Origin of the sequence: Candidatus Poriferisocius sp. (assembly GCF_965214065.1) — a bacterium.
Lineage (GTDB): Bacteria > Actinomycetota > Acidimicrobiia > Acidimicrobiales > Bin134 > Poriferisocius.
This window is the reverse complement of record NZ_CBDCAT010000028.1, coordinates 907,950-932,365: the sequence shown is the minus strand read 5'-3', so window position 1 is coordinate 932,365 and position 24,416 is coordinate 907,950. Positions and strand designations below refer to the sequence as shown.

Here is a 24,416-nt window from a genome sequence, read left to right as displayed (position 1 = left end):
CCTCCAGCACCGGATAAGTGCCAACAGAGTCCGGATACTCAAAGGCTGCCCTTTTGGGGAAAGCGATAGGTACACTGCACCCAATGGAGGTGGCGGCTGTTGCCGTGGTGGGACACCATCTGTGTTCCAGGCTGGCCGACGTCACCGACGATTTAAGCGCCCTGGAGTCGAGCGGGTTCTGGGCAGTGGCCATTGACTTCCACGGCAAAGCAGTGTGCGCCCGCTTCGACTCGGTGCGTCCTGCCCGTCCCTGGAAGGGCCGTCCCTGGAAGGGCCTCCCGGCCGACACCTGGACCAGTTCTCTTGATCGGGCCGGTTTCACCCGCGGCGTGTCGGCCATTCGGGAGATGATCGGCGTCGGTGACGTCTACCAGGTGAACCTCACCCGCCGGCTCAGCGCGCCGCTCATCCATCCCGACACCGACATTGCCGCTTTGGGGGCCGCGCTGGCCGAGGGCAACCCCGCTCCCTACGCCGCCGTGCTGCGCCTGCCTGAACACGGCGTCCACATCGCCTCTGCCTCGCCCGAGCGGTTTGTAGTCCGCGACGGCCCGTGGGTGAAGTCGTCCCCTATCAAGGGAACCGCAGCTGAGCCATCTAAGCTGACTCCCAAAGACCAAGCCGAGAATCTGATGATCGCGGATCTCGTGCGCAACGATCTAGGACGGGTCTGCGACTACGGGACGATCAGCGTGCCCGAGCTGTTCTCCCTGGAACACCATCCTGGGCTAGTGCATCTCGTGAGTACCGTTCAAGGGCGTCTGCGCCCCGGCTGCGGATGGCCCGAGCTGATCGAGGCAACATTCCCCCCCGGATCGGTCACCGGCGCCCCCAAGTTGGCCGCTCTTGACGCCATCGCGGCCTTGGAGCCGCAGGCCCGCGGGGTGTACTGCGGTGCGGTTGGGTGGGTTGACGCCGACCGCCAGCAGGGCGATTTGAACGTGGCCATCCGCACACTCTGGCTTGAGGACGGGCACCTCCACCTCGGCACCGGCGGCGGCATCACCTACGACAGCAATCCCGAAGACGAGTGGCGGGAGACCGAGCTGAAGGCCAAGAGGCTGCTCGCGGTGGCCACCGGAGAGTACATCCCGATATGACCGAGACGCAGATTCCTGCTGAGACTTCGCCAAGGGCCCGCATAGTGTGGATAAACGGGGAGCTGGTTCCCGAGGACCAGGCTCGGATCTCCCCCTTCGACCACGGCTGGCTGGTGGGAGACGCGGTGTTCGAGACCTTGGTCATTGTGCGGGGCATGCCGTTCGCCGCCCGCCGTCACCTGGAGCGGCTGGCCTACTCGGCTGAGCACCTGGGTGTCACGGTGCCCGATGCCGGTGTGCTCCGGGAAGCCATGATCGGGGTGGCCGCGGCCAACGGGCTCGATGAGGGGCGATTGCGGGTGACCGTCAGCAGCGGCACTGGTCCACTGGGCAGCAGCCGGGGCGACAGCCCGCCCACCGCCACCGTTGCGGCCACCCCCCAGCCTCCGTGGCCAGCCACCACCGCCGTGGCCACCATGCACTGGACCATCAACGAGTGCGGCCCCCTGGCCGGCCTCAAGACCGTGTCCTACGGAGCCAACGTGCGGGCCCTGGCCTCGGCCAAAGCGACCGGGGCCAGCGAGGCCGTCTTTGCCAACACCCAAGGCCAACTGTGCGAAGGCACCGGCAGCAACGTGTTCTTGGTTCACCAAGGCCGTCTGATCACACCATCGCTGGCTTCAGGATGCCTGGCCGGTATCACTCGCCAACTGGTGATCGATTTGACCGGCGCCGTCGAACAAGACGTGCCCCTTAGTGCCCTCGCCACCGCCGAAGAGGCGTTTCTCACCTCCACCACCCGTGACGTTCACCCCATCCACGCCGTCGACGGCCATACGCTGTCCTCCGCCCCCGGCCCCCTCACCCAGGCTGCCATCCAGGCCTTCGCCCGCCTCAAGGCAACTCAGATTGACCCCTAAGGTGCACAACATCTCCAACCACAACCCTTCGCCCACCGTCCAGAAGCAACGCACCCCGCTCATCCAAATCCTGGGCCAAACCCTCCAACACCGTTCCATCTCCTAGTTCCACCGATACCCGGCAGCCCAGGGTGGCCGACTCGTGGCGCGCCGCAGCCACCAACGCAGCCTGGCCGCTAGCTTTCTCAACTCTCGCCATCCAGTGGGCGAAACCGGTCAGAATCTCCCCCAGCATCTCTCGGCGGTCGATCACCGCACCACACACATCTTCAAGAGACACGGCGGTATCAGCAGCTTCGGCGGGGGCCGCACCGGTGCGCACGTTGAGACCCATGCCCACCACCACAGCCTCCAGTCGTTCCCCGACCACCACCGATTCGGCGAGCACGCCGGCTAGTTTGCGATCACCCACAATCAGATCGTTGGGCCACTTCAACCATGGCCGCACCTCGGCTTGAGTCTTACAGGCCTCCACTGCTGCGAGGGCCAACGCGGTGGTCACCAAGTGGGAAGCTTCAGCGGCGAGCTTGGGCCTAGCCAATACCGAGAACAACAGGCTCGACTCCGGAGACGCCTCCCAGGTTCTCCCCCGTCGGCCTCGTCCAGAACTCTGGTAGTCGGCCACTAAGACTTTGTTCGGCTCAGCGCCGAGGCGGGCCGCAGCCAAGAGGTCGGCGTTGGTCGAGCCGGTTTCAGCAACCCAACCGACGCGAAAACCTGCCATCAAGCTCTCCTCCACGACTCACCCCCTGCCAACTGGTCCACAACCACCTCTCCTGTCATTATTCGCGTGCTAGAGAATCCGTCTGCCACCATATTGCCGTGTTGTCCAAGGTATTGGTGGCGAACCGGGGTGAGATCGCTGTACGGGTGATCCGGGCCTGCCGGGAGATGGGCATCGCCACGGTGGCGGTGTACTCCGAGCTCGACCGCAGCGCCCTCCACGTGCGCATGGCCGACGAAGCCCACGCCTTGGGCGGCCAGACTGCGGCCGAGAGCTATCTGAACACCGAGGCCATCCTCGGGATAATCGAGCGCACAGGGGCCGACGGTGTCCACCCCGGCTACGGGTTCTTTTCCGAGAACGCCGACTTCGCCCGGGCCATCACCGCCCGGGAGGTGGCGTTCATCGGCCCCAATCCCGAGGCAATAGAAGTCATGGGCGACAAGATCTCCGCTCGCCAGGCCGCCGAGCGGGTAGGGGTAAACGGCGTGCCCGGCACCACCGAGCTCATCACCGACCCCAGCCAGGTGCGAGCCTTCGGGGCCGAATACGGCTACCCGGTCGCCATCAAGGCGGCCTACGGCGGTGGCGGTCGGGGCATGAAGGTGGTGGCCGACGAGAGTGCGGTGGAGGATGCAATCGAGTCGGCCCAGCGGGAGGCGCTCAGCTATTTCGGACGGGACGAGATCTACATGGAGCGCTATCTGGAGAAGCCCCGCCATGTGGAAGTGCAGGTGTTGGCCGACGGCCATGGCAACTGCGTGTATTTGGGCACCCGCGACTGTTCGGCCCAGCGCCGCCATCAAAAGCTCATCGAGGAGGCCCCCGCGGCAGGCATCGACCCCGATGTGCTCACCGCCATGGGCGAAGCCGCGGTCAAGGTGGCCCAGGGCTGCGACTACGTGAACGCCGGAACGGTGGAATTCCTGTATGAGGACGGCGCGTTCTACTACCTGGAGATGAACACCCGGCTCCAGGTGGAACACCCGGCCACTGAGCTGGTAACCGGTGTCGACCTGGTGGAGCAGCAGATCCGGGTGGCCGCAGGCGAACCGCTGCCATTCACCCAGGACGACATCGCAATCTCCGGACATGCCATCGAGGTGCGCATCAATGCCGAAGACCCCGCCGAAGGCGCCTTTCTGCCCTCGCCGGGGCCGATTACCGGTCTGCACCTGCCCAGCGGCTTCGGCACCCGCTGGGACGGCGGCTACGAGGCCGGCGACGAGATCAGCCAGTTCTACGACAACTTGGTGGGCAAGTTGGTCTGCTGGGGCCGGGACCGGCCCACCGCCATCGCCCGCACTCTGCGGGCCCTCGACGAGTTGGAAGTGAGCGGGGTGGCCACCACCATCAGCGCTGACGTGGCCATCTTGTCCCACCCCGATTTCGCCGCGCTCGCCCACTCCACCAAATGGGTGGAGGAAACCCTGGACCTCACCGGAGTCAAGGGCTCGTCGGACACCGACATCCCGCCAACCGATGACGAACCCCTGGTGCAGCGGGAAATCGATGTCGAGGTCAACGGCCAGCGCTACGCGGTGCGGATGTGGGTGCCCGAGACCGCCCAGGTGGCAACCGCCGCCGCGCCAGGCGGGTCCAAGCGCCCCAAGCGGGCGTCCGCCAGCAAGAGCGGCGGAAGCGCCGGCAGCGGCGAGGTGACCGTGCCCATGCAGGGCACCATCGTGAAGGTGATGGTGGCCGAAGGGGACACGGTGGAGGCCGGAGATCCCATCGTGGTGCTCGAGGCCATGAAGATGGAGAACAACGTGTGCGCCGAGAAGTCGGGCACAATTGCCGAAGTCCGGGTAGCCGAAGGCGACTCGGTAGGCGGCGGCGACGTGGTCGCGGTCATCGAATAGTGCTGGAGCCGTCAGCTCAGGGCCAGGCCAGAACTTCGATCATCATCCCCAGCGCCGGTTTCTCTCAGCCCGGCGCAAATGAGACCATGCTCGATCGCTGTCTTGAGACGCTGCGGATGCTGGATCCCCCGCCTCTTGAAGTGATCGTCGTCGTGGGCGACGAATTCCAGGGAGAACTCCCCCGGCCGATTGGCTACTTCCCGGTGCAAATAGTGAACCGCGGACCAGGCAGCTTTGACTTCTCGATGGCCGTCAACTCGGGGCTGCTGGCCTGTCGGGGGGAGCTGACCCTCTTGCTCAACGACGACATCGAGGCAGAAACCTCCGATTGGCTTGGGCGGATGACAGCCCACCTCGACGACCCAACCGTGGGGGTAGTGGGGGCGGCCTTGGTCTATCCCGACCGGTCGATTCAACACATAGGAATGGAAATCAAAAACGGTCATCCCACCCACTCATTTCGGGGCTGCCCACTGTCAGACGCCGCAGCCCATGGAGTCGATGTGGCCCGAGACGTGATCGGCGTGACTGGAGCCTGCCTGCTGGCCCGTCGGCGAGACCTTCTGGCCGTTGGCGCACTGTCACCGGTGTTTCCGGCCTCCTATGGTGACATCGATCTGTGCTTGCGGCTGCTCAGATCGGGACTCCGGGTCGTTGTGGAGCCCGCTGCAATCCTTGTCCACCACGAGAGCGCCAGCCGGGAACCGGTAATCGAGCCCTGGGAGTCGGAGAGATTCGTTCACCGCTGGGCCGAGTTAGCCGATCCATGGCACCACCTCCGCGATCACCGCCCTGACTACACCGGCTCTAGTATTCGCCCCATGACCGCCGATCTGGTCGATGGCGAGGACATCGAACCGCTTCGCCACGAGATCCTCCGCCTACGCGATCAAGCTCTTGGGGCTGACGCTGAAAACGAACATCTCCGCGAGCGCTTTGTCAACGAGGACGACCGGATCGCTGAGCTTGAAGACCGGGTTGGTGAGCGGGACACCCGCATCGAGGAGTGGAAAGACCGGGTTGGCGAGCGGGACGCCCGCATAGCCGAAAGAGACACCCGCATCGCCGAACGGGACACCCGCATAGCCGAACGGGACGCCCGCATAGCCGAACGGGACGCCCGCATAGCCGAGTTGGAGGGTGAGAACCGCCGACTGCACGAAGAACTGGCCCGCCCGGCCATAATCCGGCTTGCCCGACGAATCGTTCGGGGATCGCGAAAAAATGAACAGATCTGACCCCGTTGACACCAAGAGGGTCGGCGTGGAAATCGAGGCCAAGGCCGAGAACCGGCGCCGCCAAGACCAGGAGATAGCCCGACTCGAGCGTGAGGTTGCACAGGTTTGGGCCGACATATCCCCCGCCAGAAACTCTCCAGAAACTGCAAGTGATGAGAATCCTCTGCTAGACCAAATCGCCAATCAAGCCGCCCTCGATCCCCATGTCCCCATCGGATCGCGCCGGGGGCTCCGGAGCATCAAATGGGCGATCCGCAAGCTGACTTACTGGTACATACGCTTCTTGAGCGATCAGTTCAATGTATTCGCCGGAATGTTGGTCCGGCACCTGCGCAACCTCGAAACCCGTCTGGGCCGATTGGAAGACGCCGCCGGGTATCCGGTCGCTCAGTCTGTTCCGGCCGGATTTGGCATTCTGGACAATCCCCCCGAGCCTTCCGCCACTGTGGTGTCTCATGTGGCCGGCTTCGCGAGCTCAGGTCCTTGCCTGGTGATTTCGGGAGGGGAGGGTGACATCGTGGAAGCCATCGGCAATCGAGGGGTCCTCTCCCACGGAGTTGAGCAAGAACCCGACCGGGTGCTCGCAGGGCTCAAGCGTCAACTCGATATTCGAACTGGCGACGTACTGGCCCACCTTCTTGACGCAGAGGACGAGTCATTCGGAACGATTGTGCTCACCGGCGTGGTGGAGACGCTCCCGTTGGCCAACCTGTTGGAAATGGTTGACCAAGCCAGCCGGAAGTTAGATAAGACTGGGCGGATCATTGTGGCAGTGGCCGATCCTGCGAGCCGGGGACGGGTGGATGCCGAACTGGGATCGGGGCTGGGCATCTCACCGATCACGTGGCGCCATCTCTTACAGGGCATCGGCTTTGACGCCCGTTTGGAGCCCTGCCCCGACTCTCGCATTGCTGAGATAGTTGTCGCCCAACGCGCCACGAAGCAGAGCGACCCATGAGCCCCGCGGTTGACCTGTTGATCCCGCAGATGGCATCGGGGGATGCCACCAGCAATCACACCCGGCTGATTCGGGAACTCCTTGAGGAGAGGGGTATCGGGGTCCGCATCGTCGTAGAACGCAAGAACAGGTCAGACAGCGACTCCATTCCCATCGAGAAGTGGAAGGGCGACGCCAAAGTCTCGATTCTCCAGCACTCCATAGGCTCAGAAGTTGCCCAGTCTGTGATCCGCAAGAAAGCACCGGTGGTGCTGAACTACCACAACATCACACCGGCCAATTACTTCCAGGCCTGGCAGCCCGAATTGGCCAAGAGCGTTCAACGAGGACGCCAGCAACTCAGCCAACTCGCACCGATCACCCGCAGGGGGATTGCCGACTCAAAGTTCAACGCCAGGGAATTGAGGGGTTTGGGCGTCGACGACGTCGTGGTCGCTCCGGTGCTATGGCAACTGGGCAGCGGCCCGCAGCCGGCCAACCAGAGCGACGACGCAGTGGATGAGGAAGGCGGGACGGTGCTGTTCGTTGGTCGGCTGGCCCCCAACAAGTGCCAGCACGACCTCATTGCCGCCTTGGCCGTGCTGTTGCGATTCCGGCCCCAATCGCGGCTGGTGCTGGTGGGCGACGCCTCACCGCCCCAATACCTGCAATCCCTCAAGAGCCTCGCCAGACGGCTCGACGTAATCGACCGGGTGGTGTTTGCCGGGAAGGTCTCCGACAAGAAACTGCTCCAGTGGTACCAGCTTTCAGATGTGCTCGCCTGCGCATCTGAGCACGAGGGATTCGGGGTCCCCTTGGTAGAGGCCATGGCCAACGGCCTGCCGGTTGTGGCCTTTGACGCCGCCGCAGTAGGCGAGACTCTTGGCGATTCCGGCATTGTTCTCAGCGACAAGCGCCCGGCAACTATGGCCATGGCACTGCAACGGGTGCTCGGCGACCAGTACCTTAGAACCAGCCTGCGCCGCCGAGGCATTGAGTCGGCCCAGCGATTCGATATCTCAGTCACCCGAGAGCAGATGTGGGTTGCCCTCAAGGACCTACTCGAAGCTGGAGGCTGACCCGAAGACTCCCCTCAACCGCCTGCGAATGCCCCGAGCCAGCCTGGCGATCTTGTTGTGGATCCTCTCCCGCCAGGCCACCCGGTCCAGGCGAGCCCGGGTCTCCGCCAACTCTGCCCGGCTCTGGGCTAGCTGAGCCTCGGCTTGGGCCAGACGAGCCCGTGTCTCCGCCAAGCCCTCGGCCAGCTCATTTGCCCCGGATAGCTCGTGTGAACTACTTAGCTCAATTGCCCCGGTCAGCTCGGCGATGAGCTCCTGCTGGCGGTGAACCAGGTGCTCCATGCGCCGATAAGGGGCCATGGGCGAGCTCAATAAGTCCATTCGAGACCGGCTTCCAGCATCGTGAAGCTCAGCCAGTCTCACCGCGGGCTGGCGGTAGATCCTACGAATCAGATCATCTTCGGCCTGCCGCCACCGCTTCAGCAGCTCGGCATCTATGTCCTCGCCGATCAGGCCGCCCAAGTGGGCCACTAGGCGGTCGTTGCTCCAGGTAACCGGCCAAGGCAGTTGACAGCGGGAACTCAACATGGCCGATACTGTTTTCCATAACCCTCTGACGACGGCCAGGCGAACGTCTACTCCCCCGGCAGCCACCCACTCCCGGTCCACAAACTCGAGCCCGTCAGCGGTCACCACGAAGTTGTCCGGCCCGGCATCCAACCAAACCGGGGGCAGCACCCGGCTGGAATCCTCGGGAAGATAGGGATGGGGCGCGTCTACTGAGTCAATGGATGTCTCTCGTGCAGCCAAGGCGGCCCGCCAAGTGCGCAAATGCTCAGCGATCCCGTCGGCATCACCTTCCCGGGCACGGTCCAGCAAGCACTGCTCAAGATTTCGGCCCTCGACATAGGGCTCCTCAGACACTTCGACCTGCCTCAGCCACCCTCCCAAATCGCTCTCTCTGTCCTCAGCCAAGAGGCGGCGCCTCATGGTCAAGCCCTGATCCGATTTGACCACCAGGGCTTGCTGCCTCCAGCGCCGACGACGGTCAGGCGCCACCCGCCAAGCCAGCGCCTGCTTGTCAACTCGTTCCGCCACCGCCTCGGGATCCCGGCCAGCAACGACCAAAAAGGAGTTCGCCACATCGGGTCCCAATCCTGCCGCCAACATCGCTCGGTGGGCAGCCCGTTCATCGGCAACCAGCACCGGCCGGGCAAACTCCTCGCTGGTCGGGCGACCCACTATCTGGTCGACCAAGTCGACCGCCTGAGGCTGGTCGTAGATCTCCTCGGCCAGCACCGCTGTGGGCAGTTTGTAGTCGGGAAACGGGTACAGCCATTTCTGAGCACTCAACCCCGCGTCGGCCAACATCTGGGCCAGCTCCCGTCGAGACCACGTCGTCGGTTCGCCGGGGCGGTAACCCTCCCAGCCCACCCAGGGCAGACCCAGGTGGTCTTCTGGAAAACCAAGCAGGTACTTGAGACCCAAGCGGTTTTCAATGGCCAGCACCACCACCCCACCGGGTGACATGGCATCGGCCACCCTGGTCAAGAGTGCGGCTGGCCCATCGCCCCCGCCATGGCCGGCGCCCGAATACTCCAGCACTCCAACGACCAGAACGACATCAAATCCCTCCCGCCGGTCTTCACCCAGACATTCGAGAGGGCCGCACAGCACCTCCACTCCATCGAGCCCGGCACAGCGGTGTGCGATCAGCTCCGCCCGGGCAGCGCTGCCCTCCACCGCGGTCACCGCGGCCCCACGGTCGGCGCAAAGGCGGGTGTTGACCCCCGAGCCCGCCCCCACATCCAGCACTCGGTCTCGTGGTTTGATGACCACCGGGTCCAAGAGGACGGCCCGCTCCGGAGCGAGGTGGTATGCCGTAGGCCAATCCCGGATGGCGTCAGCCAGCTCATCAGACCCCACCCGTCGATCCTCGGCGGCGCTGATAATCGCCAACAGCTCCGACTCCGCGCCGTCGGCATAGGGCAGCGAGTCACCGATGGAGATGATTGACAGAGGCTCAGGACTCACTTGTGCATCCAAGCCTCAGTTACCGGCCTGCCAGTTGCCCTCCAGGTTGAAGAGCCCATTGGCCTGAGGGTCGGGCTCTCCGGAGACTTGCAGCCAGAACTCCCGAGCCCGGCGGTCGTAGAGGAACGAGGCATCGGAATCCTGCACCGCGGCATTGACGTGAAACGCCCCCGTGCGGAACGGAATGCGAGACAGGCGAAACTCCACCCAGCTTTCGCCTTCCACCTTTCCGGGGCGGAACCCATCGACATGGGAGCGAGGTCCGGCCAGATGGAGGTTGTTGTGGTCATAGAACCCCAGCGAGAAGACCGGGTCTTCGATGGGCTCGGAGGCGAAGTAGTGGACGCGGACGATCAGCGGGTCGCCGGATGCAAACGACTTGGGGCGATGGCCGGCTCCGTCAAAGAACTCCAGATTCGTGATGCGCAGCGGCGTATCCCCCTCGTCATCGGGCCGGGGGCGGTGGCCCACCGAGGCCGCCCCCTCGGTGTCGATGGTGTCGAGGTAGGCGTTGACCACGTCCTGCGGATCACCCGCCGCGGCCAGAAGGCCCCGATTCAGCCATGCCATCTGATCGCAGTTGGCTCGCAGCATCCCCAAGTCGTGGCTCACCAACACGATGGTCACGCCATGGGCCCTCAGCGACTCCAGGTGGCTGAAGCAGCGGAGCTGGAATTCCTCGTCGCCCACGGCCACCACCTCGTCGACGATAAGTATTTCGGGGTCGACGTGGACGGCCACGGCGAAGCCGAGCCGAACGTACATTCCACTGGAATAAATCTTCACCGGGCTGTCAATGAACTCTTCCAGACCGGCGAACTCGATGATCTGCTCTACCCGTTCGTCGATCTGGGCTTTGGGCACCCCCAACACCGAGGCATTGAGATAGATATTCTCCCGTCCGCTCAGCGCCGGGTGGAACCCCGCTCCCAGCTCCAAAAGAGCCGATGTCCGACCTTTAGCCTCAATCCGGCCCGCGGTAGGGCGATAGATGCCGGCCATGATCCGCAGCAGGCTTGACTTGCCCGATCCATTGCGCCCCACCAGCCCATACATCGACCCGCGGGGCACTTCCAGGCTCACATCTCGGAGCGCCCAGAACGGCTCGCTGCTGATCCGGCGAAAGCGTCGGCCCGACCCGGGGCGCAGGCCCGTCCAGGCTTCCTTCAGACTGAGAGGCCGGTCTGTGGTCAGCCGGAAGCACTTGGAGACGCCTTCGACCACCACTGCGTTGTCGCCCGCCACTACAGCTCCTCGGCGATATCGCGGGTTCGGCCTTTGAACATCACCCAACCTGTCGCACCCACCGCCAGCGAGATCACAGCCATGAGGCCCAATCGAAGCAGACCGGGCCAGTCCAGCCCGTAGAGAAGCTCGCGAGAGGCCTCAGTGAACTGGGAAAGGGGATTCAGCCGGATGATGTCGCGTACCGGCATCCCCATGGCTCGCTCAGGGATCAGTGACAGCGGGTAGACGATCGGCGTTACGTAGAAGAGGAACTGAAGGGCGATGGTGGCCAGATAGCCCACGTCGCGATAACGCACGTTCCACACGCTGAGCACCAGACCAATCCCCAAAGCGAAGACAGTCAACAGCACCAACAGCAGCGGCCACAGAAGGAAGGTCCAGCTCACGTTGACCAGGCAAATGAGGATCAGCATCAGGATGGACGCTTCAATGGCTGCTTGGAAGAGCACGGTGACCAGGGCGGCTACCGCGGGCGCCTCGGGGGGGAAATACACCTTGCCCAGTAGTGACCCAAGGTCCAGCAGAGCACTCATCGCCCCGGTGATCACCCCGTAGAAGGCGTTCCACATGACCAAGGCACAAAACAGGTAAAGGGCAAAGTTGTCGAAGCGGCCATTGCCTGCTCGAGGAGGGTCGAACTTCAACAGCACGCCGAAAACCAGGGCGTATATGGCCAGCGTGGCCGCTGGATTTAGCATCGACCACAGCCAGCCCAGCACCGACCGCTTATAGCGCGACCCGAGCTCCCGCTGTACGAGCCGACCGATTAATTCCCGGTAGCCCCAGATCTCAAGGACACTGCCTCGGTCGGTCAATGCCCTCATCGCTGCCCTTCGGGGTCGCACAGATACCCGTACACCCCAGACAGGTTCTGATCCCAGCGGGCGTGGCGAGCGGCGATGTCGGCCAAGCCTTGCTCGGCCAACCGCCAGCGGCGGGCCGGATCCTGGGCCAAGGCGATGATCTCCGCGGCCAGCCCGTCGGCGGTCTGAGGCGATTGCATGCAGTTGTGATCGTGGCGCAGCAGCCAGTCTCCCGCGGGGTTCTCGAACGTCACCACTGCGGTGCCGCAGGCCATCAGCTCCAGCGGCAGATAGGAAGGGTGCTCAGAGGTGGTGAGGGCCACTCCGATGTCGCAAGTGCGATAAAGCGGGCCAGTATCCCGGTAGTCGAGCTGGCCCATGTGGGTTATGAGGGCGTCCATGTGCTCGGGAAAGGCCCACGATCCGGCGGTCACGATGCGTACATCGTCGGCTAGCGCGTCCTTCACCAGGCGCACAGCTCGAGCGGCCAGCTCCCAGCAGTTCCGCAGATGTCCGGGGCGGGAATATATGAACACGGTCACCGGCCGGTCGGGATCGGATTCGATGCGGCCGCGGGCGTGGAATACCCCCCCGTCGACTGCGGGCCAGAAATGGCTGGCCACTCCGCTGTATCGGTCCCGATAGATGTCGGCCAAGTGGCCGGTGTTGCACAGGCCGTATAGCCCCAGGCGGTAACTGTGCTCTGCCAGCGCGTAAAGAGTGCCTGCCGGGTAGAACATGGGCTCGAAGTCCTGGATCATGTAGAAGCGGCGGGTCTGGCCAGGGGTGCGGGCTGTGAAGTACGCGGTGGTCCACATGGTGGCGATGGCTGCATCGGCCGTGGGAATGACAGCAGGGTCAAAATTGAAGGAATCGTGGTGGCTGATCGGGCTGTCGGCCAGCGACCGGAAGGCGGCAGAGATTCCCGACCGATACCACCGCTCGTCGTGGTCTTTGGGGCCGGTCATCACAATGAACCGATTCTCCACACCATGGTGGATGGCCAAGTGGTCGGCCAGCCGGAACACGGTGTGAATGCCCCCATAGAACGGGTTCTGGAACTCGGGCACGAACCAGTTGACGGTGCGCACATCTTGCCGACCCAGGACGGCCCGATGGCCCTGGTGTACCGCCTCGGCGAGTTCCCGGTCGGCCTCGGACGCGAACGCCAAGGCGTGGGCCTCTCCCGCCTCGTTGCGCTGGTAGAAGACCTCCATGGGCCGTCCCAGCATCTCGGTGAGCTGCTTGAGCACGCCCGGATTCTCCTCACAGTGAATTACCGGCTCGGAGTGATCCGGGCTCAGGTTCGGCGAGAAGTAGGGGTCGCCTCCCATCAGCCACCGCTGGTAGGACCAATAGCTGGCGAACACGTCGTTCGCGGGCACATGCTGGCCCCGGGTGGCCGACTCCTTATGAGCGACCGGAGTGGCTGCGGAAACCACATTGCGATAGCCGGCCTGACGGGCCCGCAACCCGAGCACAACGTCGCTGCCGCACAGCTCCAAATGCTCGTCGAACCCTCCTATTTCCTCGAAAACCGACCGACGCACGGCCAAACAGGCCCCGGTCGCCGCCATTGTGTTGCGGGTCCAATCAGTCGGCCCTATGAGGCTGTCGGAGTGCGGGGCCATGCCCTGGAATAGGTGGCCGGCTAGGCCGTTCATCCCAATAATCACCCCCCCGAACTGGATGAGCCCCTCCTCATCGAGAAGCTGGAGGCCAGCCACACCGATCTCGGGGCGATTGGCCCAACCGATGAGATTACCGAGCCATCCGGGATGGCCAGGCGAGGTGTCATCGTTCAAGAACACCAGCACTTCGCCAGTAGCCTGCTCGGCAGCCCGATTGTTTACCGCCGAGTAGTTGAACGGCTCATCCCACCAGACTATTTCGGGGCTCAGATCCGCAACCTGAGCCTTATACCACACCTCGTTTTCCGCGCTGTACCCTCCGTTGTCCACAATGACGAGCTCCAAGTCCGGATGGCCGGCCGAGCGGATCAAATCAAACGCCCCCTCTAGGAGGTCTCGGTTGTGGCGGGTGGCGATTATCACGCTGACGGGCACGGTCTGATTGGGCGTCCACACCAAGTTGACACCGCTGTCCCCCGCTTCGGCCCGAGCGGGCCAGCCCTTGTGCAGCAGCCATCGGTTCACCAGGTCCAGATGGTGCGGTTCGACGCGGTGATCGCGGTTGCCGACGGTCTGCAAAACCGCGGGCAAACGGCGCACCTGCTGATCGGAGACGTCCAAGCCCATGAGCAGATCCCACCAGAGCGAGTCGTCATCAACCCCGGCATCGCGATAGCGCAAAGCGGCTTCGGTTTGCAGTCTGTGGGCCCGAATGGCAAATGCCCGCCCAATGTAGTTGGCGCACAATAGGAGATCGGGCGACCACTCTGGTTTGAGCCGAGGCTGGGTCAATCGCTCCAGATCATCATCGAAGTAGACGCCTTCCGGCATGCCTTCGACGTACCATTCCCAGACCTCGGCCAGATCAGCCAGGTCGTCGTCCCAGTAAACCAGGTCCAACCACGGGTCTCGCCACGCAGCCTGCACAATCTGAAATACCGCGTCGGGTCGCAGTCGATCGCCAGACCGCAATAGCAGCACCAGATCTTTGGGACTGCTTTGCGACAGCCGATCGAATTCATCGGCCAGTCCACCCGGTTCTACTCTGACCACTTCGAGCAGGCCCCAGGACTGGTCCCGCAGCGAAGCCTCCGTTGCGGCTACCTCGCCACCATCGTCCACTACCAGCCCCCACACCTTCAACGGCCGAGGCCATTCTTCATACGATTGCCGCTGAACCTCCAGAATGCTCGGATCGGCTGGCAGCCGGCACCACCAGTCCCGATAAGTCACTCCGGCAGGATGGCGTTGGGATGGCGGCTCTGGCCCCGATACTGGTGCCTCCGCAAAACTCTCGGATAACTCCTCTCCATCCACGCTCGGCGGCTCTGCATCGGGCTTGACATCAATGCGGCGCCGTTGCCACTCGGCTCGGATGCGATTGGCTGTGTCGCGGGCTTCCCGGACGATCACCATTGCCCCGCCAGCCAGCCGCCGACGGCGGGTGTTCCGGGGCAGCGCTCGCTCAATAAGACGACGAACCACTAAGACACCCTACCTGCACGCCCCGGATTCGCTTTCACCCGAATGGCCCTCCATAGCCTTGAGTCCCCCGCCGGGAATCGGTGCGTACTTGATGGCTCGGGCGGAAACTGGGACAATTGGCGGGCGGGCGGCCAACCGGTTCTGGACGTTTTATGCTTTGGCAGCGGTCGGCGTTGAAGAAACGCCTACGCTTATCCCCGCTACTCGCCGCCTCATTGCCTCTCGCCGCCGCGGCATCGATGCTGGCCGCGACACCCTCTTCGGCCCAGGACAGCTCTGATCCCGAGCCCGTGCTGATCGTCGACCCCGACTCGGCGATCACTTTCGCCGGAAGCGGGTGGGGCCACGGAGTGGGCATGAGCCAGTGGGGGGCCTACTCCCGGGCCCTCGCCGGGCATCTCGTCCCCGACATCCTGAGCTTCTACTACGAGGGTACCGAGCTGGTGGCAAACTACGGTCGGCCGGCCGCCAGCACCGACCCCGAACCGACTCCGGCGCCGACGCTCTCGCCGCAACCAACTTCGACACCGCCACCGACTTCTCCCGAGAATCCGGCACTGGTCTTGCTGGCCACCGCGGACACCACCACTCTGGTGCCCGAGGGCCTCAACCGCATCACCATCGACAACGCCGACATCGCCCACGGCGGCCAGGACGCGACCCGAGTCCCACCGGGAGCCCCCATCACCGTCACCCGAGCCGGCAACAACTGGCACATCTCCTACAACGGCATCAACATCTGCCCCAACGGCTGCTCCGGCCAGACCGCCCAACTCCACTTCGCCACCGACACCGCCGTAGCCGTCTCCAACACCGGCCGCTCCTACTCCCACGGACGCATCAACCTCATCGCCACCGACCAAAACCCGACCCGGTTCCACATAACACTCGACTCCCTCACCATCGAGAAATACCTCACCGACCCCCACAACGATCCGGCCTCAGAACAAGAGCAGCCGGAGGATCTAATACAGGCGCTGCTGGCCACCGCGGACACCACCACTCTGGTGTCCGAGGGCCTCAACCGCATCACCATCGACAACGCCGACATCGCCCACGGCGGCCAGGACGCGACCCGAGTCCCACCGGGAGCCCCCATCACCGTCACCCGAGCCGGCAACAACTGGCACATCTCCTACAACGGCATCAACATCTGCCCCAACGGCTGCTCCGGCCAGACCGCCCAACTCCACTTCGCCACCGACACCGCCGTAGCCGTCTCCAACACCGGCCGCTCCTACTCCCACGGACGCATCAACCTCATCGCCACCGACCAAAACCCGACCCGGTTCCACATAACACTCGACTCCCTCACCATCGAGAAATACCTCACCGACCCCCACAACGCCATCCCCGGGTCACCCGGGCCAGAGACCGATGACCTGTCTGAACAGGAACTCGATCCGCCACCCGAGCCAACCCACCCCACCGACGCCATCCGCATCCTGCTCGCCACCACCACCGGCACCACGCTGATCCCAGAGGGCCTCAACCGCATCACCATCGACGGCCAAGGCGACATCCGGGTGCCCGAGGGCACTCCCGTGGCCGTCACTCGGCACGCCGGCCACTGGCACATCGTCCATGGCGGCACTGACGTCTGCGGCGCGGGTTGCACGGGATCTACCGCTCAGCTCAATTTCGGCACCGGCACCTCGGTGGCCGTCTCCAACACCGGCCGCTCCTACTCGCACGGACGCATCAACCTGGTCTCCACCGGCGGAGCGTCCAGCGAGTTTTACATCATCCTCGACTCCCTCTCCATTGAGAACTATCTGCGGGGCATAGCCGAAACCCCGATGAACTGGCCGCTGATCACCCACGAAGTCCAGGCCATCGCCGCCCGCAGCTACGCCACCGCCACGCTTTTGGAGCGGCGGGCGTCCGCCACGTGGACCAGGCCATTCGACCTGTACTCCACCGTCTGGGACCAGGCATTTGTGGGCGATACCCGGGAGAAGCACGCCGACGCCGGGACGTGGCTCCAAGCGGTCGCCAACACGGCAGGCCAGGTGCTGGTCTATGAGGGGGCACCGATCCGGGCGTTCTACTCCGCGTCCAACGGCGGCCACACCGAGCGCAGCGGCTATGTGTTCTACGCCGATCTCCCCTACCTGCCGGCCAAGCTCGACCCGTTCGATCCCCAGCACAGCCCTCACGCCTCCTGGGAGCGGGTCTACACGGTGCGCGAGTTCAACCAGTGGTTGAATGATCACCCCGATACCGCGGTGGGACGGCTCCAAGGCATGGAGATTACCGGCGGCACGGGCGCGTCGGGCCGAGTGGACGACGCCGATATACGGATCACCGGTACCAGCCGCACCGTCACCGTCACCGGTAGCCGGCTCCAGAGCCGAATCAACACCGCGGCCCGGGAACGCGGGCAGGGGCAATTGCTGTCCACCAAGTTCGTATTCAGCTTCTCGGAAGAGACGCTCGTACCCGACACCTCCCGACCCACCTCGCCAGAGGAGGCACCGCGCGATGATGCTCTCTTCTATTCGGGGATCATCGACGGCCCTGACTTCTGCTTCAACCGCAGCCTGGGCGGACCCACAACCTACGCCCATGACAGCAACGGCGACGGTATCGCCGATGTCTGCTCGCTCCCCCGAACCCGCCGAGAAGCCGCCGCCCGCCAGCAAGCCCTGGAGCGCATGGCCCTTCTGCCCAGGTTCAGAGATGACTTCAACGCCCGTTTGGCCGAGGAATGCCTCTCGGTACCTGAGACCCTGGGGGAGCCCGACAAAGAGCCCGCAGACGAGTGTCAGCAGCACCGGGAGCGCTCAGCCAACGCGCCATCCAACACCGGTTCGACGCCACAGCCCAATTCGGCCACCCCGGCACCGCCCAACGGCAACGGCCTAACGCCCGACGAAACTGGAGACGGGCTGTTTTATTCGGGAGTCATCGACGGCCCTGACTTCTGCTTCAACCACAGCCTGGGCGGACCTACAACCTACGCCTACGACAGCAACGGCGACGGCATCGCCGACGTCTGCTCGCTCCCCCGAACCCGCCGAGAAGCCGCCGCCCGCCAGCAAGCCCTGGAGCGTCTAGTGCTCGAGAATCTCGACGCGTTCACCTTGCTCTTTGAGGTGGCCTGCATTGAAGGCCCGAAGACGCTGGGCGAACCCGAGAAAGAGATCGCCGACGGGTGCCAGCCTCACATCGGGGCCCAAGCGGTCTGACGCTGCTGGACAGCCCAATAGATCGACCACCAAAACCCGGTGTATCGCAAAACCAGGGCGAACTCACGACGCCAGAGCGACGCCCACCGGCAGATCGGCAGTCCAGTCCCAGCACTCCACGGCACCATCGGCTCTGACCCCACAGGAATGCCTGTAGCCGGCGGAAACGGCGGCGAATCGGCCCGCGGGTACGTTCACCTGCCCGTACCAATTGGCCCCCCAGCACTCGACGGTGTTGTTGATTCTGATGCCGCACGAGTGGAAACCGCCAGCAGCAACGGCTGTGAAGGAGGACGATTCCAGGCGGTAGGTGTTGACGAGGGATTGTCGGGCGGGGTCATCGAGGATTAAGAGGCAGATGTCGTTATCGACGCTGTAGCCCCATCTGACCGAAGCCAGCACGGTCTGCCCATCGGCGGACTTGACCACCGGCACCGGCTCGGCGGCAAAACCGAAAAGGATGGCGCAGCCCGACGCACCGCCAAAGGGATTCGTCTGCCCGCCAGCCACCGGAGCGCCAGCGGTCGCGGCCAGCCCCGCGGCAATCACGACAACTACCACCGACGCCAACAGCTTCCCCGCCATAATCTAGAAACCCCCGAACAGTTGACGAGCCTTACACACACCCAACGCTCGATCGCACATCCCAGGTGCACATCGTCCTAGACCACAAGGTTCGAATACCGGTACCAGCCGAGCAAAGCGCGCTGCCCAACGCCGACAGTCAGCCCAACAGGTCAGCCACCAGACCTCTCAGCGGCACTCTGAAATCGGGCGGACGATCCAGGCCGGCGAGAGCCAGCGCCCTATTCTCCAGCACCGAGTTGGCCGGGCGCGTCGCAGGACGGGGCGGTTGCAGATCGGCGGTGGTGATGGGCGTAACCCGGTCGAGGTCATGGCCAGCAGCCGCCATGACCTCCCGGGCGAATTCGTACCAAGACGCCGACCCCTGGTTCGTCACGTGATACAGCCCCGGGCGGCGGTCGACGCACAGCCGCTCGATCACCGCGGCCACATCAGGAGTGAACGACGGAGACCCACGCTGGTCGTCCACAAACCGCATCGGCCTGCCCTCGGAGGCCAACTGCAATACCGTCACCACCATGTTGGAACCGTGGCGACCGCACAGCCACGAAGTCCGCACCACGGTGGCCTCCTCGCCAGCTTCCCGTTCGCCAGCAAGTTTGCTGGCCCCATATACCGACCGAGGATCAGGCCGGTCCCACTCGTGATAAGGCTCTCCCTTGTCGCCGGAAAAGACGTAGTCAGTGGAGACGTGGCACAAGTGAGCGCCGAACCGGCGGGCGGCCTCGGCCACATGTCGCACCGCCAGGGCGTTGATCTGAAAGGCCCGGTCGACGTCCGTCTCACAGGCGTCCACCGCAGTGAAGGCTGCGCAATTGACCACCACATCGGGGCTTACGCTACCGATGACGCTCAGCACCTGGTCGCGATGGGCAACATCCAGCTCCCGGCGGCCCGCGGCAACCACCTCGTGGCCTGAATCGGCGTACCGAGCAACCACATCACTCCCAAGCTGCCCGTTGGCGCCGGTGACCAAGACCCTCACGACACCGCTCTCATCGGCCAGCATCTCTCACGGCATCGCCCTTTTGAGCGGTTCCCACCACCAGCGATTGTCCCGATACCAGGCCACAGTGGCGGCCAGAGCCTCATCCAGCTCCCGGGCCGGCCGCCAACCCAGCTTGTGAATTTTGGCAGAGTCCACTGAGTACCGCCGGTCGTGGCCCAGCCGGTCGGCCACCCGCTGGATAAACGACTCGTCCCGTCCGCACAGCGCCACCAGGCGCGCCGCCAAATCGAGATTGGCCAGCTCGTTGCCCCCGCCGATGTTGTAGATCTCCCCCGGCAGCCCTTGGCGCAGTACCCGGTCGATGGCCGCGCAATTGTCCTCCACATGACACCAGTCCCGCACGTTCTTGCCGTCGCCGTACAGGGGTGCCGCCAGCCCGTCCAGCAGGTTGGTGGTGAATAGGGGGATGACCTTTTCCGGATGCTGGTATGGGCCGAAGTTGTTGGACGACCGGGTAATAGTCACCGGCAGCCCGTAGGTCTCCCGATAGGCCAGCGCGATCAGATCGGCCCCGGCTTTGGACGCCGAGTAGGGCGAACGGGGTGCCAGCGGGTCGGTCTCGGTGAACGATCCCACATCGATCGATCCGTACACCTCGTCGGTCGAGACGCAGACCACCTTGTCCAGCTCCAATCGCTGGGCGGTGTCGCACACCACGTTGGTGCCGCCGCAGTTGGTACGAACGAAGGCGTCGGGGCTGACAATAGAGCGATCCACATGGCTTTCGGCCGCGAAATGGACCACGGCATCGCAACCGTCCATGGCCCCAGCAACCCCGTCACGGTCGCACACGTCACCCTTCACGAACGCTAGACGGCAGTCGCCCTCAAGGTCCCGAAGGTTGTCCCGATTGCCAGCGTAGGTGAGGGCGTCGTACACCACCACGGTGTCATCGGAGTGGGACAACGCCCAGCGGACATAGTTGGAGCCGATGAACCCGGCACCCCCAGTGACGAACAGCCTCATCTTGAGTCCGACCGCTCGAACCGGGGTATCAGGTGGTCGGGTATGTCCGAACGGCGGGGGTTGAACTGGTCCCGCACCGACAAGACGGGGATGTCCACCCCCCACTCGGCGCCGACCTCCGGGTCGTCCCAGGCCACTCCGAGTTCGTCGTCTGGATTGTAGTAGCCGTCCACTAGGTAGGTGATGGTCATGTCCGACAATGCGGCAAACCCGTGGGCCACTCCGGGCGGAATGTACACCCCCCGGTGGTGGTTGACTCCGTCGGCTTCGGTGCCTAGGGGCAGCGCCACGGTGTGCCCGTCGGTGGGCGAGCCAGATCGAAGGTCGTGAAGCACCACTCGGGCCTGTCCGACCGGCACATACCAGTAGTCCGCCTGATGGAGGTGGTAGTGCAGGCCCACCACAGAGCCAGCCCGTCGGTCGCCCCGATTGGCCTGGATCATCTCCCGGACCCCGGGAATCCACTCCCGCCGGTAGGTCTCTACAAACACACCCCGTTCGTCACCGTGGACATCGGGGGACACGATGAATGCGCCGGAAATCGCCTCACAGGGGACTATTTCGGCCACAACTCCTAGCCCAGTTCCAGATGGGAATGGTCGCCCAGCATGAGTCGGGAAGCCTGGCGGCGCTCCGGCGAGCGAGTCACCTGCACGTGCTGTCCGATCAAGGAGTCGGTTATTCGGCTTGTCCCCTCAATGCGGCAGCCTTCGAGGACTACCGAGTGATCCAGTTCGGCGTCGTTGATCACGCATTCTTCGCCGATGGAGGTGTAGGGCCCGATGAAGGTGTTCTCAATTAGGGTGTTCGCTCCAATGACCGCTGGTCCTCGCACTGTGGAATTGACGATCTTGGCCCCTTCTGACACAACCACCCGCCCCTCGACCCTGGAGGCATCGTCTACCGCGCCCTCCACCCGCCGAACCATGGTGTCGAGCACCAACCGATTGCACTCCAGCAGTGGATCTTTTTTGCCGGTGTCAATCCACCAGCCATCAAGAAGCTGGTGGCTCACCCGGTAGCCGTTTTGGATGAGCCAGTCGATGGCATCGGTGATCTCCAGTTCGCCTCGGGTCGATGGCTCGATGGCCGCCACCGCCTCATGGATTGCGGAGTCGAATATGTACACCCCCACCAGAGCCAGATTGGAGGGCGGGTCGGCAGGCTTCTCCACCAGGTTGACCACGTCGCCTTCGGGACCGAGCTCAGCCACTCCGAACGACGATGGATTGTCAACAGGGGTGAGCAGGATCTGCGCTTGGCTCAGGCTGGCGCCCTTTTCCCGACCCTGTTCAAACTGCTCGACGAACTGGCCCACCCCCTGCTCCAGCATGTTGTCGCCCAGATACATGACGAAGCAGTCGTCACCCAAGAAACCTCGGGCCACCAGCACGCAGTGGGCCAGCCCCAATGGAGCATCCTGGCGGATGTAGGTCACTCTTACCCCGAAGCGCGACCCGTCACCCACTGCGTCTTGGATCTCCTGCCAGGTGTCACCTACCACGATGGCCATGTCGGTAATCCCCGCGTCGGCCATATCCTCGATGCCGTAGAACAGCACCGGCTTGTTGGCGATGGGTACCAACTGCTTCGCCCGAGTGTGGGTCAGCGGGCGCAACCTCGTCCCCGCGCCCCCCGACAAGATGAGTCCCTTCATGCGCTGCCCAGTGTATGCACCATGGCGACATGTCCTTGGCCTGAGGGGATCGGCGACTCGGTCCCGCCACGGTCCTGGCGGCTTCCAAGTCCTCTACCTTTTCCGCATACGGTCCTGGCGGCTTCCAAGTCCTCTACCTTTTCCGCATACGGTCCTGGCGGCTTCCAAGTCCTCTACCTTTTCCGCATTCGGCATTGCCCGGGTTCTGATCTCTCAGGGCTTGGTCCGGCAGGTCTTCTCCGACACGCCTTCCACATTCCAACCGTGGGCGTTGCCTGCCTGCACATACAGCACCGCCTCCTTGTTTGGTTTGACGCCGTCGTTGGTGTGAGAGAGCGATGGGGTCTCAAACCACGGGTGGGCCTCATCCGATCGGATGCGATACCGAGTGGCGCTGTCCACCGGTGTCCAAGTCCAGGTATACGACGAGGAGGTAGCGACGCAGGAAATACTCGGATGACCAGCCGGGGCGGTACGGCAGGCTCTGCTGCCGGATGGCCCTGCGTCCCAGCCGTCGGCATTGCCGGCCTGCACATGCAGCACCGCTTCGGTATTGGGCTGCTGACTGGTCAAGGTCAGTGTATTTCCCTTGTGCACCTCCCAAGACCAGCCGTCAAGACTCACGCGATATGAGGATGCGCCTTCCGCTTCGTTCCACCGCCAGAAGTAGGACGTCGAAGTGGTCGAGCACCACACCCCCAGAGCGGTATCGCTGTCCGGGGGCACGGCAACCGCACGTTCGGGTCCGTGGAGCAAGACGCCGTACAGCATCGCTCCCGCCGTGGCCAGCGCCAGCGTTCCCACCAGCACCTTGGCCAAGACATTCCGGCTCAGCACCGGAGCGGCCGCCACCGCGGCAAAGGGCAAGATGGCCAGACCGTACCGACCTGGAATCGGCGCGTCGCGCGACAGAGTCCAGTAATTCGCCAGCATGGTCAGCAGCCCCATGCCCACCATGGCCGCGAACACGCCGCCCACCAAGGCGCGATGAGCCGACTTGGCCGCAGTGAAGGCCACCGCCGCCCCGAGCAACACCAGCAACCCGATGTCGGCGATCCCGGTCAGCGGCACAAGAGCGCTGCGGGGCAGAACATCGGGAATCCACTGGTCGCGAAATGGTGTAATCACGGCCCGGAGGTGATCATCCAGCGAATCCCAGCGGAAGCGGTCGAAGCGCTCGGAGGCATACAGGGGCAGATCTTCCTCATCGTCCAGCTTGCGGAAGTCCTGCCACAATCGCCAGCCCAGCACCGACGACGTCGCCGCGGCCGAAGACACGCCGGCTACCAGCAGACGTTCCCGAACCAGGTCTCGCTTCTGCCATACCCGGAACCCCAGATACACGACGAGGACGCCCACCGCCGCCGAGTTCGTCAACCTCAGCCAGACGGCAACCGCCGAAGCCATCGGCACCGCCCACCACGACCACCGCCCCGTCTCGTACTTCAACAGTGCCAACATCACCAACCCACCTCCCAATAGCGCGGTGGCGTCGGGGTTCACAAACGCCGACGCATGAACCACCATGGGCGACACCCCCAGCAGACCGACCAACGCCGCCCGGGCCCCCATTCCCACATTCGCCAATCCCAGCGCATACCACACCAGCGCCAGTCCCGCAGACAGCCACACTGCTCCCACCAGCCGATACGCCACTAGGGAGCTGTGCACCCCGGGAAGGCGCAACACCGCGTCCCCGGCCAAGCCAGTGGCCGCGTAGTACACGGGGGGGTGGAGGTACGCCGAGTTGTACCCGTTTGAATGCGAGCGGGTCGGGTCGGGCTGTGGATCGCCGCACCCGGGCAGCACCGGTGCGCCAGCCTCCCAACCGGGCAGATCAATCCCCCGACAGGCCACCACCTTCGTGGCCTCCAGCCCATATTGCTCACCGATCCGGACGCCAGCCGACGGCGCTTTCAGCGCATAATCGAAATGCTGGGGCTCATCCACCCGCGAGAACTGCGGGTGGTCCCTTACCTGCAATACGGCAATCCCGGCCGCCACCGCTATGACACAAGCCAATACCGCCACACTGGCGATCTTGGCCGAGGCGAACATGCCTCAGAC

The 24,416-nt window shown here is 64.1% G+C and carries 18 protein-coding genes; 7 read left to right on the top strand and 11 right to left on the bottom strand.

Translation table 11 applies throughout. The features are described from left to right. The first annotated feature begins 83 nt into the window (after window positions 1-83). Window positions 84-1,100, top strand: coding sequence for a chorismate-binding protein (locus tag ACOOGG_RS15745; RefSeq protein ID WP_420436739.1), 1,017 nt, complete (start codon window positions 84-86; stop codon window positions 1,098-1,100). Further along, window positions 1,097-1,960: an aminotransferase class IV gene (locus tag ACOOGG_RS15740; protein WP_420436736.1), complete on the top strand. Its 864-nt coding sequence runs from the start codon at window positions 1,097-1,099 to the stop codon at window positions 1,958-1,960. The genes ACOOGG_RS15745 and ACOOGG_RS15740 overlap by 4 nt, the downstream gene beginning before the upstream one ends. Here ACOOGG_RS15740 and ACOOGG_RS15735 read toward each other — a convergent pair. Continuing rightward, the gene (locus ACOOGG_RS15735; protein WP_420436734.1) at window positions 1,935-2,684 is read right to left on the bottom strand and encodes a biotin--[acetyl-CoA-carboxylase] ligase; all 750 of its coding nucleotides are present in this window, start codon (window positions 2,682-2,684) and stop codon (window positions 1,935-1,937) included. The genes ACOOGG_RS15740 and ACOOGG_RS15735 overlap by 26 nt on opposite strands. Before the next feature lie 98 nt (window positions 2,685-2,782). Between ACOOGG_RS15735 and ACOOGG_RS15730 the strand changes: the two genes are divergently transcribed. From ACOOGG_RS15730 to ACOOGG_RS15715, 4 genes are read left to right on the top strand one after another with little or no spacing between them, the layout of a single operon-like run. Beyond that, window positions 2,783-4,546: an acetyl/propionyl/methylcrotonyl-CoA carboxylase subunit alpha gene (locus ACOOGG_RS15730; RefSeq protein WP_420436732.1), complete on the top strand. Its 1,764-nt coding sequence runs from the start codon at window positions 2,783-2,785 to the stop codon at window positions 4,544-4,546. Beyond that, window positions 4,546-5,784 (top strand): glycosyltransferase, encoded by a 1,239-nt coding sequence (locus ACOOGG_RS15725; RefSeq protein WP_420436730.1) that lies wholly within the window; start codon window positions 4,546-4,548, stop codon window positions 5,782-5,784. Before ACOOGG_RS15730 ends, ACOOGG_RS15725 begins: the two co-directional genes overlap by 1 nt. Continuing rightward, window positions 5,771-6,742, top strand: coding sequence for a hypothetical protein (locus tag ACOOGG_RS15720; protein WP_420436728.1), 972 nt, complete (start codon window positions 5,771-5,773; stop codon window positions 6,740-6,742). The genes ACOOGG_RS15725 and ACOOGG_RS15720 overlap by 14 nt, the downstream gene beginning before the upstream one ends. Further along, window positions 6,739-7,800 carry a glycosyltransferase gene (locus ACOOGG_RS15715; RefSeq protein WP_420436726.1) on the top strand — a complete coding sequence of 354 codons (1,062 nt, stop codon included), beginning with the start codon at window positions 6,739-6,741 and terminating at the stop codon, window positions 7,798-7,800. Before ACOOGG_RS15720 ends, ACOOGG_RS15715 begins: the two co-directional genes overlap by 4 nt. Here ACOOGG_RS15715 and ACOOGG_RS15710 read toward each other — a convergent pair. The 4 genes from ACOOGG_RS15710 to ACOOGG_RS15695 are packed head-to-tail and all read right to left on the bottom strand — an operon-like array spanning window position 7,780 to window position 14,941. Continuing rightward, window positions 7,780-9,774: a methyltransferase domain-containing protein gene (locus ACOOGG_RS15710; protein ID WP_420436724.1), complete on the bottom strand. Its 1,995-nt coding sequence runs from the start codon at window positions 9,772-9,774 to the stop codon at window positions 7,780-7,782. The genes ACOOGG_RS15715 and ACOOGG_RS15710 overlap by 21 nt on opposite strands. Window positions 9,775-9,789: 15 nt before the next feature. Continuing rightward, window positions 9,790-11,019, bottom strand: a complete 1,230-nt coding sequence (locus ACOOGG_RS15705) for an ABC transporter ATP-binding protein (RefSeq protein ID WP_420436722.1) — start codon at window positions 11,017-11,019, stop codon at window positions 9,790-9,792. After that, window positions 11,019-11,846: an ABC transporter permease gene (locus tag ACOOGG_RS15700; protein ID WP_420436720.1), complete on the bottom strand. Its 828-nt coding sequence runs from the start codon at window positions 11,844-11,846 to the stop codon at window positions 11,019-11,021. Before ACOOGG_RS15700 ends, ACOOGG_RS15705 begins: the two co-directional genes overlap by 1 nt. Further along, window positions 11,843-14,941 (bottom strand): glycosyltransferase, encoded by a 3,099-nt coding sequence (locus tag ACOOGG_RS15695; RefSeq protein WP_420436718.1) that lies wholly within the window; start codon window positions 14,939-14,941, stop codon window positions 11,843-11,845. Before ACOOGG_RS15695 ends, ACOOGG_RS15700 begins: the two co-directional genes overlap by 4 nt. 215 nt (window positions 14,942-15,156) lie before the next feature. Here ACOOGG_RS15695 and ACOOGG_RS15690 point away from each other — a divergent pair, with 215 nt between their 5' ends. Continuing rightward, window positions 15,157-18,132: a SpoIID/LytB domain-containing protein gene (locus ACOOGG_RS15690; protein WP_420436716.1), complete on the top strand. Its 2,976-nt coding sequence runs from the start codon at window positions 15,157-15,159 to the stop codon at window positions 18,130-18,132. Window positions 18,133-18,195: 63 nt separating this feature from the next. Here ACOOGG_RS15690 and ACOOGG_RS15685 read toward each other — a convergent pair whose 3' ends face one another. From ACOOGG_RS15685 to ACOOGG_RS15660, 6 genes are all read right to left on the bottom strand, one after another. Further along, complete coding sequence (locus ACOOGG_RS15685; RefSeq protein WP_420436714.1) at window positions 18,196-18,717, bottom strand: hypothetical protein; 522 nt, start codon at window positions 18,715-18,717, stop codon at window positions 18,196-18,198. Window positions 18,718-18,856: 139 nt separating this feature from the next. After that, a complete protein-coding gene (gene rfbD / locus ACOOGG_RS15680; protein ID WP_420436712.1) occupies window positions 18,857-19,702 on the bottom strand; it encodes a dTDP-4-dehydrorhamnose reductase in 846 nt (281 codons plus the stop codon). Window positions 19,703-19,729: 27 nt separating this feature from the next. After that, entirely contained in the window at window positions 19,730-20,692 is a 963-nt protein-coding gene (gene rfbB / locus ACOOGG_RS15675) for a dTDP-glucose 4,6-dehydratase (protein WP_420436710.1), read from the bottom strand. Then, entirely contained in the window at window positions 20,689-21,261 is a 573-nt protein-coding gene (locus tag ACOOGG_RS15670) for a dTDP-4-dehydrorhamnose 3,5-epimerase family protein (protein WP_420436708.1), read from the bottom strand. The genes rfbB and ACOOGG_RS15670 overlap by 4 nt, the downstream gene beginning before the upstream one ends. Window positions 21,262-21,266: 5 nt before the next feature. Then, on the bottom strand, window positions 21,267-22,349 hold the full coding sequence (locus tag ACOOGG_RS15665) for a glucose-1-phosphate thymidylyltransferase (RefSeq protein WP_420436706.1): 1,083 nt from the start codon (window positions 22,347-22,349) through the stop codon (window positions 21,267-21,269). Window positions 22,350-22,562: 213 nt separating this feature from the next. Continuing rightward, window positions 22,563-24,407, bottom strand: coding sequence for a hypothetical protein (locus tag ACOOGG_RS15660; RefSeq protein WP_420436704.1), 1,845 nt, complete (start codon window positions 24,405-24,407; stop codon window positions 22,563-22,565). Window positions 24,408-24,416: the final 9 nt, after the last annotated feature.

Excerpts from the sequence above, each read along its gene's own strand:
- rfbB (WP_420436710.1), bottom strand. The coding sequence starts at position 20,692 with ATGAGGCTGTTCGTCACTGGGGGTGCCGGGTTCATCGGCTCCAACTAT.
- ACOOGG_RS15740 (WP_420436736.1), top strand. The coding sequence starts at position 1,097 with ATGACCGAGACGCAGATTCCTGCTGAGACTTCGCCAAGGGCCCGCATA.
- ACOOGG_RS15720 (WP_420436728.1), top strand. The coding sequence starts at position 5,771 with ATGAACAGATCTGACCCCGTTGACACCAAGAGGGTCGGCGTGGAAATC.
- ACOOGG_RS15715 (WP_420436726.1), top strand. The coding sequence starts at position 6,739 with ATGAGCCCCGCGGTTGACCTGTTGATCCCGCAGATGGCATCGGGGGAT.
- ACOOGG_RS15700 (WP_420436720.1), bottom strand. The coding sequence starts at position 11,846 with ATGAGGGCATTGACCGACCGAGGCAGTGTCCTTGAGATCTGGGGCTAC.
- ACOOGG_RS15685 (WP_420436714.1), bottom strand. The coding sequence starts at position 18,717 with ATGGCGGGGAAGCTGTTGGCGTCGGTGGTAGTTGTCGTGATTGCCGCG.
- ACOOGG_RS15665 (WP_420436706.1), bottom strand. The coding sequence starts at position 22,349 with ATGAAGGGACTCATCTTGTCGGGGGGCGCGGGGACGAGGTTGCGCCCG.
- ACOOGG_RS15735 (WP_420436734.1), bottom strand. The coding sequence starts at position 2,684 with ATGGCAGGTTTTCGCGTCGGTTGGGTTGCTGAAACCGGCTCGACCAAC.
- ACOOGG_RS15745 (WP_420436739.1), top strand. The coding sequence starts at position 84 with ATGGAGGTGGCGGCTGTTGCCGTGGTGGGACACCATCTGTGTTCCAGG.
- ACOOGG_RS15660 (WP_420436704.1), bottom strand. The coding sequence starts at position 24,407 with ATGTTCGCCTCGGCCAAGATCGCCAGTGTGGCGGTATTGGCTTGTGTC.